General features: G+C 61.0%; 2 protein-coding genes. Both read left to right on the forward strand.

What is annotated here, in order from left to right; genetic code table 11:
• The first annotated feature begins 888 nt into the window (after nt 1–888).
• Nucleotides 889–15,177, forward strand: a complete 14,289-nt coding sequence (locus tag GEV38_RS00995) for a retention module-containing protein (protein WP_173895537.1) — start codon at nt 889–891, stop codon at nt 15,175–15,177.
• Nucleotides 15,178–15,482: 305 nt separating this feature from the next.
• A complete protein-coding gene (locus GEV38_RS01000; RefSeq protein ID WP_015268518.1) occupies nt 15,483–15,824 on the forward strand; it encodes a hypothetical protein in 342 nt (113 codons plus the stop codon).
• Nucleotides 15,825–15,861: the final 37 nt, after the last annotated feature.

The raw sequence follows: 15,861 nt of genomic DNA on the forward strand, positions 1-15,861 counted from the left end.
CCTGGCGCTTGGGCAACCGGCTAATGGTCGCCTTGAATCGGTATTGAGTAAACAGTTCTGCGGTCTTCATTCCTGGCAGACGGTGCTGGGTGGTGGATGTTTCATTTTTGATCCAGTCAGCATCCAGATCGAATCAGTTTTCAGCATAGCCTGCCATCCAGCTGGCGACAGAGGTGTTGCGGTATCGCTCTGCACCATGGTCAAGAAACAGGCGCTGATTTGTTGACGAACTTGCGCGACTAATTAGGCAAAATTCATCTATTAGAAAAGCGTTCTCTGACAAACCTGGTCTATACAAACGGTGACGCTTTCTCGTATTAGGGCTGGCAGTATTTACGCTGTGGTTCGCTATCTCTTTGATCTGCGGCAAATTGGCACCCTTATTGTGCAACTGTACTGGCTACCGAGAGTCGCGAACTGTCACAAGGCCCAGGTTCTGCGCGGCCTCCAGTCACCGCCGGGCCCCCTTTAGGCAAGGTTTGTGCTTCTGACAAAGCTATTGTTTGAGCGAGCTGAAGGTGATTTGTAAATTGACGCTCGAATTTTGACAATTGCCGATGAAAGGGTGTCCTGACCCATCCGATACCATCACCTAAGCGCCGAGAAAGATGCTCTGAATGTCGCGTTGCGCGCGCTTTAGGTGATGTATGACACTTGTCCCCAGAAAGCACATGGTTAATATGCGAATATCAATGTGACATTACATTGGCGATTGTTTAGGATGGCAGAATGCAGGTCAATAGTTTGGCATTTGGTAAATTTCAATAAGTTATAGACGGAATATTGACGCCGGTAAGCGTCGAAAGATCATCAACATATTTCCGCCTGAAGTGGTCTGCGAGTGCCGCTCTGGCAGGGAAGTACCTATCGGGTCACACGGAGAGTCCAATGAGCAGCGTTGTAGCCATCGTCAAAAGTCTTGTTGGCCAGGTTATTGCGGTATCCCCAGAGGGCATTCGGCGTGTTCTGATCGAAGGGGACCGCCTGCTGGCTGGTGAAGAAGTGCTCACCGGCCCAGGCGGTGCAGTTACTTTGGAGCTGGCCGACGGCCGTTTGCTTGACCTGGGTCGAGACAGCCAGTGGAGCGCTGATGCGCCTGACAGCAGCACCGACCTGAGTCAGGCTACCGCGCAGGCCGCGCCGTCAGTGGAAGAGCTGCAACAGGCGATCGCCGCCGGTGTCGACCCGACTACCGAGCTTGAAGCAACTGCGGCTGGCCCGTCGTCGGCGGGCGGTGGTGGTGCACTTGGCGGTGGCCACAGCTTTGTCATGCTCGAAGAAACCGCAGGCCGGGTCGACCCTACCGTCGGCTTTCCGACTGATGGGCTGGGCTTTGCTGCCGTGCTCGATGGCGAAGAGGTTGGCCAGCTGGATGCCACCAGCAACAACCAGGTGACTACTCCGACGACCGATACCAATGTTGCTACCGACCTGGTTCTGGGCGCTACCTCTTCCATCAGTGAAGCGGGTGGCGTAATCGTTTATACCGCTACGGTTGGCCAGGCGCCGACCACAAACCTGGTGGTCACCCTGTCCAACGGTGCCGTGATTGTCATTCCGGCCGGGCAGACCACTGGGAGCGTAAACGTCGTGGTCCCCGCGAACGATACCCCGTATATCGACGGCGGCCAGATTTCGGCGACCGTAACGGGCACCACCGGGGGCGGCGGGCTGATAGTGACTGTGCCGCAAACACCAGCGGTTACTCAGGTTACCGATACCGTCGACACCACCACCGCGACCCTGACCGCTTCGCCAAGCGTCACCGAAGGCGGGGTGATCACCTACACCGTAACCCTGAGCAACCCGGCTCAGACCCCGGTGACCGTGACCCTGTCCAACGGCCAGACCATCACCGTTGAAGCCGGCAAGACCCAGGGCAGCGTCGACTTCGAAACCCCGGTCAACGACGTCTACAACAACGGCTCGACTGTCAGCACCACGATTACCGGTGCGACCGGTGGCAACTTCGAACAGCTGACGCCGAACCCGACCCCGGCGCAGACCACGATCAACGACTCGGTCGACACCACCACTGCGACCCTGACGGCCACTCCGTCGGTGACCGAAGGCGGGGTGATCACCTACACCGTAACCCTGAGCAACCCGGCTCAGACCCCGGTGACCGTGACCCTGTCCAACGGCCAGACCATCACCGTGGAAGCTGGCAAGACCCAGGGCAGCGTCGACTTCGAAACCCCGGTCAACGACGTCTACAACAACGGCTCGACTGTCAGCACCACGATTACCGGTGCGACCGGTGGCAACTTCGAACAGCTGACGCCGAACCCGACCCCGGCGCAGACCACGATCAACGACTCGGTCGACACCACCACCGCGACCCTGACGGCCACTCCGTCGGTGACCGAAGGCGGGGTGATCACCTACACCGTAACCCTGAGCAACCCGGCTCAGACCCCGGTGACCGTGACCCTGTCCAACGGCCAGACCATCACCGTTGAAGCCGGCAAGACCCAGGGCAGTGTTGACTTCGAGACCCCGGCGAACGACGTCTACAACAACGGCTCGACCGTTAGCGTGACCATCGAAAGCGCCACCGGCGGCAACTTCGAACAGCTGACGCCGAACCCGACCCCGGCCCAGACCACGATCAACGACTCGGTCGACACCACCACTGCGACCCTGACGGCCACTCCGTCGGTGACCGAAGGCGGGGTGATCACCTACACCGTGACCCTGAGCAACCCGGCCCAGACTCCGGTGACCGTGACCCTGTCCAATGGCCAGACCATCACCGTGGAAGCTGGCAAGACCCAGGGCAGCGTCGACTTCGAGACCCCGGCCAACGACGTCTATAACAACGGTTCGACCGTCAGCACCACGATCACCGATGCGACCGGTGGCAACTTCGAACAGCTGACGCCGAACCCGACCCCGGCCCAGACCACGATCAACGACTCGGTCGACACCACCACTGCGACCCTGACGGCCACTCCGTCGGTGACCGAAGGCGGGGTGATCACCTACACCGTAACCCTGAGCAACCCGGCTCAGACCCCGGTGACCGTGATTCTGTCCAACGGCCAGACCATCACCGTGGAAGCTGGCAAGACCCAGGGCAGCGTCGACTTCGAAACCCCGGCCAATGACGTCTACAACAACGGCTCGACCGTTAGCGTGACCATCGAAAGCGCCACCGGCGGCAACTTCGAACAGCTGACGCCGAACCCGGCCCCGGCCCAGACCACGATCAACGACTCGGTCGACACCACCACTGCGACCCTGACGGCCACTCCGTCGGTGACCGAAGGCGGGGTGATCACCTACACCGTGACCCTGAGCAACCCGGCCCAGACCCCGGTGACCGTGACCCTGTCCAATGGCCAGACCATCACCGTGGAAGCCGGCAAGACCCAGGGCAGCGTCGACTTCGAAACCCCGGCCAACGACGTCTACAACAACGGCTCGACTGTCAGCACCACGATTACCGGTGCGACCGGTGGCAACTTCGAACAGCTGACGCCGAACCCGACCCCGGCGCAGACCACGATCAACGACTCGGTCGATAACACCACCGCGACCCTGACGGCGACCCCGTCGGTGACCGAAGGCGGGGTGATCACCTACACCGTGACCCTGAGCAACCCGGCTCAGACCCCGGTGACCGTGACCCTGTCCAACGGCCAGACCATCACCGTTGAAGCCGGCAAGACCCAGGGCAGTGTTGACTTCGAGACCCCGGCGAACGACGTCTACAACAACGGCTCGACCGTTAGCGTGACCATCGAAAGCGCCACCGGCGGCAACTTCGAACAGCTGACGCCGAACCCGACCCCGGCCCAGACCACGATCAACGACTCGGTCGACACCACCACTGCGACCCTGACGGCCACTCCGTCGGTGACCGAAGGCGGGGTGATCACCTACACCGTGACCCTGAGCAACCCGGCTCAGACTCCGGTGACCGTGACCCTGTCCAATGGCCAGACCATCACCGTGGAAGCCGGCAAGACCCAGGGCAGCGTCGACTTCGAAACCCCGGCCAATGACGTCTATAACAACGGCTCGACCGTTAGCGTGACCATCGAGAGCGCCACCGGCGGCAACTTCGAACAGCTGACGCCGAACCCGGCCCCGGCCCAGACCACGATCAACGACTCGGTCGACACCACCACTGCGACCCTGACGGCCACTCCGTCGGTGACCGAAGGCGGGGTGATCACCTACACCGTAACCCTGAGCAACCCGGCTCAGACTCCGGTGACCGTGACCCTGTCCAATGGCCAGACCATCACCGTGGAAGCCGGCAAGACCCAGGGCAGCGTCGACTTCGAAACCCCGGCGAACGACGTCTATAACAACGGCTCGACCGTTAGCGTGACCATCGAAAGCGCCACCGGCGGCAACTTCGAACAGCTGACGCCGAACCCGACCCCGGCGCAGACCACGATCAACGACTCGGTCGATAACACCACCGCGACCCTGACGGCCACTCCGTCGGTGACCGAAGGCGGCGTGATCACCTACACCGTGACCCTGAGCAACCCGGCTCAGACTCCGGTGACCGTGACCCTGTCCAATGGCCAGACCATCACCGTGGAAGCCGGCAAGACCCAGGGCAGCGTCGACTTCGAAACCCCGGCCAATGACGTCTACAACAACGGCTCGACCGTTAGCGTGACCATCGAAAGCGCCACCGGCGGCAACTTCGAACAGCTGACGCCGAACCCGGCCCCGGCCCAGACCACGATCAACGACTCGGTCGACACCACCACTGCGACCCTGACGGCCACTCCGTCGGTGACCGAAGGCGGGGTGATCACCTACACCGTAACCCTGAGCAACCCGGCTCAGACCCCGGTGACCGTGATTCTGTCCAACGGCCAGACCATCACCGTGGAAGCTGGCAAGACCCAGGGCAGCGTCGACTTCGAAACCCCGGCCAATGACGTCTACAACAACGGCTCGACCGTTAGCGTGACCATCGAGAGCGCCACCGGCGGCAACTTCGAACAGCTGACGCCGAACCCGACCCCGGCGCAGACCACGATCAACGACTCGGTCGATAACACCACCGCGACCCTGACGGCGACCCCGTCGGTGACCGAAGGCGGGGTGATCACCTACACCGTGACCCTGAGCAACCCGGCTCAGACTCCGGTGACCGTGACCCTGTCCAATGGCCAGACCATCACCGTGGAAGCCGGCAAGACCCAGGGCAGCGTCGACTTCGAAACCCCGGCCAATGACGTCTACAACAACGGCTCGACCGTTAGCGTGACCATCGAGAGCGCCACCGGCGGCAACTTCGAGCAACTGACGCCGAACCCGACCCCGGCCCAGACCACGATCAACGACTCGGTCGATAACACCACCGCGACCCTGACGGCGACCCCGTCGGTGACCGAAGGCGGGGTGATCACCTACACCGTGACCCTGAGCAACCCGGCTCAGACCCCGGTGACCGTGACCCTGTCCAACGGCCAGACCATCACCGTGGAAGCCGGCAAGACCCAGGGCAGCGTCGATTTCGAAACCCCGGCGAACGACGTCTATAACAACGGCTCGACTGTCAGCACCACGATTACCGGTGCGACCGGCGGCAACTTCGAACAGCTGACGCCGAACCCGACCCCGGCGCAGACCACGATCAACGACTCGGTCGATAACACCACCGCGACCCTGACGGCCACTCCGTCGGTGACCGAAGGCGGGGTGATCACCTACACCGTAACCCTGAGCAACCCGGCCCAGACCCCGGTGACCGTGACCCTGTCCAATGGCCAGACCATCACCGTGGAAGCCGGCAAGACCCAGGGCAGCGTCGACTTCGAAACCCCGGCCAACGACGTCTACAACAACGGCTCGACTGTCAGCACCACGATTACCGGTGCGACCGGTGGCAACTTCGAACAGCTGACGCCGAACCCGACCCCGGCGCAGACCACGATCAACGACTCGGTCGATAACACCACCGCGACCCTGACGGCGACCCCGTCGGTGACCGAAGGCGGGGTGATCACCTACACCGTGACCCTGAGCAACCCGGCTCAGACCCCGGTGACCGTGACCCTGTCCAACGGTCAGACCATCACCGTGGAAGCCGGCAAGACCCAGGGCAGCGTCGACTTCGAAACCCCGGCCAACGACGTCTACAACAACGGCTCGACCGTTAGCGTGACCATCGAAAGCGCCACCGGCGGCAACTTCGAACAGCTGACGCCGAACCCAACCCCGGCGCAGACCACGATCAACGACTCGGTCGACACCACCACTGCGACCCTGACGGCCACTCCGTCGGTGACCGAAGGCGGGGTGATCACCTACACCGTAACCCTGAGCAACCCGGCTCAGACCCCGGTGACCGTGACCCTGTCCAACGGCCAGACCATCACCGTGGAAGCCGGCAAGACCCAGGGCAGCGTCGACTTCGAAACCCCGGCCAACGACGTCTATAACAACGGTTCGACTGTCAGCACCACGATTACCGGTGCGACCGGCGGCAACTTCGAGCAGCTGACGCCAGACCCGACGCCTGCATCGACTGTCATCAATGACAGTATCGATACCGTCACCGTAAGCATCGTCAGTAATGGCAACGTGACAGAGGACCAGCAGCCGTCCTTTACTGTGAAGGTAAGCCAGGCACTGGACCGTCCGTTGACAGTTACTCTGTCGAACGGCGATACCGTGACCATTGAGGCCGGCAAGACCGAAGTGGAATACAAGACCGCAGCCCAAGGCGATGATGTCATCCAGGATGCCGGCTCCGTCACGCTCAGCGTGACAGATGCCACCGTCTCGGGTGCCACCTTCGAGAAGCTGGCGTTCGGAGGCCCGGCTACCGTTGAGATCTCGGACACCATCAGTGAAGTCGTCGCCAAACTGACCGCTACTGAGTCCGTAACCGAAGGTGGCGAAATTACCTACACCGTCACGCTGACCAGCAAGGATGGACTGCCGCTCAACATCCAATCGCCGCTGTATTTCACTCTCAGCGATGGCAAGACCGTTATTGAGGTACCGGCCAACAGTACAACCGGTTCGATAACCGTTGCCGCGCCGGACAACGTCTACATGGGCGCCAATCCACCGGTAGTCAATGCGATCGATTCGGTCAGCGGTGCTGATGTATGGAAGTTCGAGAAACTGACCTTGGACAAAACCGAGGTCACTACCACCGTGACTGATGAATCCGGCACCCCAGGCTCTGGTGGTGACCTTGTGTGGGTTAGCATCGAGGCCGACCAGGTATCGGTCCTCGAGAACCAGAACCCGACCTTTACCGTGAAGGTCAACACCGTGCTGGCGCACGATCTTGTCGTGACCTTGAGCAACGATGCCCAAGTCACGATCAAGGCGGGAGAAACCAGTGCGCAGTACACCCATGCCGTACAGGGCGACGACGTTTACCAAGACGCCGGCACTATCAGTGTCGGCCTCAAGTCGGCGACCGATACCGCAGGCAGCACCTTCGAGAATCTGCAATTTGGCGGAGCCGCGTCGGTGGGAGTGACTGACACCATCAACGAAGTAGTGGCCAAGCTGACGGCTACCGATTCCGTCACCGAGGGTGGCGAAATTACCTATACCGTCACGCTGACCAGCCAAGACGGCCTGCCGATCAACAACCACTCGCCGCTGTACTTCACCCTCAGCGACGGCAAGACCGTAGTTGTGGTGCCGGCCAACAGCAACACCGGCTCGATCACCGTTACCGCGCCTAATGATGTCTATGTAGGTGCTCAGCCTGTAGTGAATGCGATCGACTCGGTCAGCGGTGCAGATGCCTGGAAGTTTGAAAAGCTGACCCTGGACAAATCGGAAGTCAGCACAACGGTTACTGATGGCCCAGGCTCAGAGGATATTACCTGCCTGACGCTTTCTGCCACACCGACAGTGGCCGAAGGTGGCACGATCACCTACACCGCCACCTTGACCAACAAGGCCGGCACTGACTTGGTCATCAAACTGAGCAACGGCGAAACCATTACCATCGCGGCAGGCCAGAAGGAAGCTTCGATCATCGTCGACGCCCCAGGGGACGATGTGTACATCGATGCCAAAGACCTCAGCGTGACCATCACCGATGCCACGGGTGGCAATTTCGAGAAGCTGGATGTCAGCAGCAAGGCGGCCGTGACCAAAGTCACCGATACCATCGACACTACCACCGTGACCTTGACGGCCACGCAAAGCGTGGTCGAGGGTGGTGTGGTGACCTACACCGCGTCGGTCAACCACAAGGTCACCGGTTCTGACCTGGTGGTGAAATTGGCCAACGGTCAGACCATTACCATTCCGGTGGGTGAGTCGTCGGCGTCGGTGCCCTTCACCGCGCCAGACAATGCCTACAACACTAATCTGGACCTGACCAACAAGATCACCGACATCTCGGGCGGCAATTACGAGAAGACCGTAGCCGTTGGCGAGCCGGTGACGACCGTGACCGACGGACCAGGCACCAAGGACATTACCCACCTTACCCTGAGCGCGACACCGACGGTTGCCGAGGGTGGCAAGATCACTTATACCGCGACCTTGACCAACAAGGCCGGCACCGATCTGGTGATCAAGCTGAGCAACGGTGAAACCATCACCATTGCCGCCGGCTCGAAGGAGGCTTCGGTCATCGTCGACGCCCCAGGCGATGATGTCTACATTGATGCTGAAGTACTGCAGGTCAAAGTGACCGAAACCACGGGTGGTGACTTCGAGAAGCTGAATGTAAACAGCGGCGCAGCCGTGACCAAGGTCACCGATACCATCGACACCACTACCGTGACCCTGACCGCGACCTCGACCGTCGCTGAAGGTGGTGTGGTGACCTACACCGCATCGGTCAATCACAAAGTTACCGGTTCGGACCTGGTGGTAAAACTGGCCAACGGCCAGACCATCACCATTCCGGTGGGCGAGTCGTCGGCGTCGGTGCCGTTCACCGCGCCGAACAACGTCCATAACACCAACCTGGACCTGACCAACAAGATCACCGACATCTCGGGTGGTAACTACGAGAAGACCGTGGCTGTTGGCGAGCCAGTGACCACTGTCACCGACAACCCGGCGACCCCGGACGTCACCACACTCACGCTGACCGCGACAGATACCGTGGCCGAAGGCGGCAAGATCACCTACACCGCAACGCTGTCCAACCCGGCGGGTACTGCGCTGACCGTCAAGCTGAGCAACGGCGAGACCATCACCATCGCGGCGGGTCAGAAAGAAGGTTCGATCACCATCGACGCGCCGAGCGACGATGTGTACATCGATGCGGGTACCGTTCAGGCCAATATCGATAGCACCAACGGCGGCGACTTCGAGAAGCTGGACGTCAGCAGCACTGCGGCTGTGACCAAGGTCACCGATACCATCGACACCACTACCGTGACCCTGACCGCGACCTCGACCGTCGCTGAAGGTGGTGTGGTGACCTACACCGCATCGGTCAATCACAAAGTTACCGGTTCGGACCTGGTGGTAAAACTGGCCAACGGCCAGACCATCACCATTCCGGTGGGCGAGTCGTCGGCGTCGGTGCCGTTCACCGCGCCGAACAACGTCCATAACACCAACCTGGACCTGACCAACAAGATCACCGACATCTCGGGTGGTAACTACGAGAAGACCGTGGCCGTTGGCGAGCCAGTGACCTCTGTCACCGATAATCCGGCGACTCCGGACGTGACCACACTCACGCTGACCGCGACGGATACCGTGGCCGAAGGCGGCAAGATCACCTACACCGCAACGTTGTCCAACCCGGCGGGTACTGCGCTGACCGTCAAGCTGAGCAACGGCGAAGCCATCACCATCGCCGCCGGTTCGAAGGAAGCCTCGATCACCATCGACGCGCCGAGCGACGATGTGTATGTCGATGCCGAAGACCTGAGCGTGACCGTTACCGGTACCACCGGTGGTGACTTCGAGAAGCTGGACGTCAGCAGCACTGCGGCTGTGACCAAGGTCACCGATACCATCGACACCACTACCGTGACCCTGACCGCGACCTCGACCGTCGCTGAAGGTGGTGTGGTGACCTACACCGCATCGGTCAATCACAAAGTTACCGGTTCGGACCTGGTGGTAAAACTGGCCAACGGCCAGACCATCACCATTCCGGTGGGCGAGTCGTCGGCGTCGGTGCCGTTCACCGCGCCGAACAACGTCCATAACACCAACCTGGACCTGACCAACAAGATCACCGACATCTCGGGTGGTAACTACGAGAAGACCGTGGCCGTTGGCGAGCCAGTGACTACTGTCGCCGACAACCCGGCGACCCCGGACGTCACCACGCTCACGCTGACTGCGACAGATACCGTGGCCGAAGGCGGCAAGATCACCTACACCGCAACGTTGTCCAACCCGGCGGGTACTGCGCTGACCGTCAAGCTGAGCAACGGCGAAGCCATCACCATCGCCGCCGGTTCGAAGGAAGCCTCGATCACCATCGACGCGCCGAGCGACGATGTGTATATCGATGCCGAAGACCTGAGCGTGACCGTTACCGGTACCACCGGTGGTGATTTCGAGAAGCTGGACGTCAGCAGCAAGGCGGCTGTGACCAAGGTCACCGATACCATCGACACCACTACCGTGACCCTGACCGCGACCTCGACCGTCGCTGAAGGTGGTGTGGTGACCTACACCGCATCGGTCAATCACAAAGTTACCGGTTCGGACCTGGTGGTAAAACTGGCCAACGGCCAGACCATCACCATTCCGGTGGGCGAGTCGTCGGCGTCGGTGCCGTTCACCGCGCCGAACAACGTCCATAACACCAACCTGGACCTGACCAACAAGATCACCGACATCTCGGGTGGTAACTACGAGAAGACCGTGGCCGTTGGCGAGCCAGTGACCACTGTCACCGACAACCCGGCGACCCCGGACGTCACCACGCTCACGCTGACTGCGACAGATACCGTGGCCGAAGGCGGCAAGATCACTTACACCGCAACGTTGTCCAACCCGGCGGGTACCGCGCTGAACGTCAAGCTGAGCAACGGCGAGACCATCACCATCGCGGCGGGTCAGAAAGAAGGTTCGATCACCATCGATGCGCCGAGCGACGATGTGTACATTGATGCCGGTACCGTTCAGGCCAAGATCGATGGCACCACTGGCGGCGACTTCGAGCTACTGGCTACCAGTGGAGCCTATGCGGTAACCAAGGTCAGCGACACCATCGACCACACTGGCCTTAGCCTCAGCGCCACGCCAACCGTCGCAGAAGGTGGCCAGATCACCTACACCGCCACCCTGACCAACAAGGCTGGCACCGACATGACCATCAAGCTGAGCAACGGCGCTGTGATCAGCATCGATGCGGGCAAGCTCTCCGGCTCCGTGACCGTTCCGGCGCCAGCCGATGACGTCTATATCGATGCAGGCAACGTTTCGGCGAAGATCACCGAAACCAGCGGTGGCAACTTCGAGAAATTGAACGTCAGCGATACGGCGGCGGTCACTGCGGTCACGGATACCATCCAGACCACCACCCTGAGCATCAGCGGCACCGCCGCGGTCGCCGAAGGTGGTAATGCCACGTACGTCCTGAACCTGACCAACAAGGCCGAGACCGACGTCACCGTCAAACTGACCTACACCGGCACCGCGGCCGATGGCACGGACTACACCGGCGTGGCTACCGTAGTGATCAAGGCCAACAGCTCGCAGGCAACGTTCACCGTCCCGACCTTCAAGGACAACGCCACCGAGGGTACCGAGCACTTCACGGTCAAGATCGATTCGGCCACTGGCGGTAACTTCGAGAAGCTCGACATCAGCTCCAGCGCCGGCAGCGTGACCACCCAGATATTCGAGCCAGCTCCGGTTCTGGACCTGGATGGCAACGACTCCAGCGGCAAGACCGGAGCCGACTACCAGACCACCTTCACCGAGAACCAGCCAGGCAGTGGTGTGTCGATCGGCGATGTGGACGTCACTATCACCGACTTCGACAGCTCGCAGCTGACGGGCGCGACGGTCACCCTGACCAACCGCCAGCCGGGTGATGCGCTGAACCTAGGCAACAGTGTCAACGGCATCACGATCAACGCCAACAGCACAGACGGCAAGGTAGTCCTGACCCTGAGCGGCGCTGCGTCGCTGGCCGACTATATCCAGGCGATCAAGAACATCACCTTCATCAACAGCAGCGAGAACCCGAGCACCACGCCTCGCATCATCACCGTGACGGTGACCGACGGCGTTAATACCTCGAACACCGCCACGACCACGGTGAATGTGATCGCTGTCAACGACGCACCGGTCGCCACTGGCGGCGCCGTCACTGGCGTCGAAGACACGCCGCTGGTGCTGACCTGGAACGACTTCAACATTTCCGACGTCGACAGCGCCCTGTCGAGCCTGGGTGTGACCTTCACCCAGCTGCCAGCGGGTTCCCTGCAGCTCTTCAACGGCACCGCCTGGGTCAACGTCGCCCAGAACCAGACCGTCAGCCAGGCTGACATCGCTGCCGGCAACCTGCGGTTCGTGCCAAAATCCAACGAGTCGGGTATCGACGGATATGGCGGAACGGGCGTCGGCAACAAGCAGGCCGACTATGCCCAGATCAAGTACAAGCCTACCGACGGTACCGCTGCTGGTGGCGAGGCCACGCTGAAGGTCGATATTGCACCTGTAGCCGACAAGCCTGGCCTGAACATCGGCAGCAACACTCCCGAATCGCTTGGCCTGACCAAGGAAACCTGGAACAGCCTCACGGGCCTGGGCACCAACGGCAACGGCATCAGCGGTACTGCGCTGAAGAACGTGTTCGCCAACTCTGGCAGTGCCAGCAAGACCGAGCAGGTTACCAGCGCCGATTCGGGCGGCAGCGTTGCCGCCGGTACGGGCTCCAAGACCTCCGGCCTGATCTACCTGGAAGCCGGCCAGACCTACACCTTCAGCGGCACCGCCGATGACAGCTTGCAGGTCTATATCGGCAAAACCAGCGTGGTCGGCGCCACCTGGGGGGCGGGCGGTACGATCTCCGGCAGCTTCTCGCCGCCTGTCAGCGGCTACTACACCTTGGAGATCTACCACGCCAACCAGTCCGGCCCGGGCAGCCTGGATATCAACGTCAAGGTCGGTAACGGCCCGGTGACCGACCTGAGCAGCTCGGCCATCCCGATGTACCCGAACGTTGCGGCGATGGGGAGCGCGGGGCTTTCCGTGTCCGATTTCCATGGCAGTGACGGCCAGGGCTACTACGACGGCTACAAGCTCAACGAAGGGCCGGAGAACGGCACCGTCAAGCTGGTCGGCATTTCCACCAACCTGACCGACACCGACGGCTCCGAGAGCCTGAGCGTCAAGCTGGACGGCATTCCGGCAGGTTCGGTGCTCAGCGATGGCGCCGGTCATACCGTAACCGTCGGCGCCACGTCGGTTGACGTCACCGGCTGGAGCCTCAACGGCCTGAGCATCAAGCCGCCGGCGTACTACCAGGGCAGTTTCGATGTGAAGGTCACCTCGACCGCTACCGAAAGCGTGGGCGGCAGCAAAGCCTCCACCGAAGGCACGATCAAGGTAACTGTCTATCCGGACAGCTACACCGCCAGCAACCTGACTACCGACAGCGACAGTTTCACCGGCACCACCACCAGTGACATCATCGTTGCCGACATCAGTGGCCTGCATGTGACGCCGGGTCAGGACTACAACATTGCGTTCATCGTCGATACCTCAGGCAGCATGGGCAGCGCGGTCGATGCCGCGCGCAACTCGCTGAAGTCGGTGTTCGATACGCTGGCCAACAGCGTCAAGGGCGCGCAGTCCGGTACAGTGAACATCCTGCTGGTGGACTTCTCCACCCAGGTGAACAGTACGGTTTCGGTCAACCTGGGCGACAAGAACGCGTTGAGCACGCTCTACACTGCGCTCAATACGCTCTATTCCAGCGGCTCGACCAACTACGAGGATGCCTTCAAGACCACCGCCAACTGGTTCAAGCAATTGATGGACGTGGGCAACACCGGCAGCCGCCAGACGTTCTTCATCACCGACGGCCAGCCGAACGTGTACCAGGCTGGCGAACGTGAGGGCACCTTCAGGAACATCGGCACAACGGTGGATTCCGTGCTCAAGTCGATCGGCTACAAGTTGGGTGACGTGGTCACCAACAAGATGGTGGGCAGCGACAACCGCTTCAGCATCGATGCCAAAGGCAACATGACCGCCGAATACTGGGGCAAAAAGGGCTGGACCAACGACAATGGTGCGTCTGGACAGCTGCATGCCCAAGGTGATGGCACCTTTGAGTTCTCCTACGCTGAAAGCGGTTACTACTATGTGGACTACAACTCGCAACAAAGCTTCCTGTTGCTGTCCAACCTGTCTGGCGTGGAAGCCATCGGCCTGAACAGCGCGGTCAATGTCAACGACCTGAAGCCTTACGACACCGATAGCAAGCCGCAGACCAACATCGACCCGAGCAAACTGGCGGAAGCGATCCTGGGCCACACCGAAGCCACCGTGCCGGGCAATGACACCGTCAACGGTGGTGATGGCAACGACATCATCTTCGGTGACCTGGTGAGCTTCGGTTCGGTCGCCGGCAACGGTGTCGAAGCCATACAGAGCTATGTTGCAGGCCAGCTGGGTGTGGCCCTGGGTGATGTCGACGGTCGCGTGCTGCACAAGTACATCGTCGAGCACGTCAGCGAATTCGATGTCTCGCGCAGCAACGATGGCAATGACATTCTCAACGGTGGCGCGGGCAATGACCTCCTGTTCGGCCAGGGCGGCGACGACACCCTCGACGGTGGCAAGGGCAATGACATCCTGATCGGTGGCCTGGGCAAGGACACTTTGCTCGGTGGTGAAGGCAATGACATCCTGCTTGGCGGCAAGGGCGATGACACCATGACCGGTGGCAGCGGTGCCGACACCTTCGTATGGAAGGCTGGCGATACCGGCAATGACGTGATCAAGGACTTCAAGGTGGCCGAAGGCGACCGCATCGACCTGAAGGACCTGCTCCAGGGCGAGAAGGGCAGCACCATCGACAACTACCTGAAGCTCACCACGGTGGAAGGCACGACGACGCTGCAGGTCAGCAGCGAAGGCAAGCTCAATGCCGCCGGTGGTATCGCCAATGCCGACGTGACCATCAAGCTGGAAGGGGTGAACTGGTCCAACACCACGATCAACTCGTTGATCAGCGGTGCTGACCCGACCATCATCGTCCACAACAAGGACAGCTGATGCGCCAATGGGCTGCCCTGCAGCCCATCGCCATCACCGGCTTCAGGCTGGCGCTGTCCCTGTAGGAGCGGCCTTGTGTCGCGATGGGCTGCAGAGCAGCCCCCAGGTCTCCGGCATTGTTGCCGAAACCGTGGGGCCGCTTTGCGGCCCTGTCGCGACACAAGGCCGCTCCTACAGGACGCGTGCCTGGGCCTTTCCCGCAACTCCATGACAGCGCATACTCTGGCGCCGGGCCTGCGTGCCCGGTGATCTTTGCCTATGCTGCTGTCTACCACCCAGGAACCAATGTGACGAGGGACACCGCCATGTTCTACGTGCAACGCGATGCCGCTGGCCAGTTGCAGCGGGTCGAAGCAGCCGCTTTTGACCAGTTCACCGAAATGCTCCCCGCCGACCATGCCGATATCCAGGAATGGTTTGCCGATGACGTCGTGGAAAACAGCCTCAACCAGCTCAAGCAAAGCGATCTCGACATGATCCGCGTGCTCGAGGACTTGATCGATGTGCTGACTGCCAAGGGTGTGTTCAAGATCACCGACCTGCCCCCCGGTGCGCAGGCCAAGCTGCTCAACCGTTCTACAGCGCGCAAGGCGCTCAGCAGCCTGAACAACCTCATCGATGAGGAAGAGCAGGGCGGGTTGATCTGATTGCGCACCGCCTCTGACAGCCGTGCTATGGTTATTC

Source organism: Pseudomonas sp. 13159349, assembly GCF_013305685.1.
Taxonomy (GTDB): Bacteria; Pseudomonadota; Gammaproteobacteria; order Pseudomonadales; family Pseudomonadaceae; genus Aquipseudomonas; species Aquipseudomonas asiatica.

What these genes read in the sequence shown, in the direction of transcription:
- GEV38_RS01000 (WP_015268518.1), top strand. Translation starts at nt 15,483, where the DNA reads ATGTTCTACGTGCAACGCGATGCCGCTGGCCAGTTGCAGCGGGTCGAA.
- GEV38_RS00995 (WP_173895537.1), top strand. Translation starts at nt 889, where the DNA reads ATGAGCAGCGTTGTAGCCATCGTCAAAAGTCTTGTTGGCCAGGTTATT.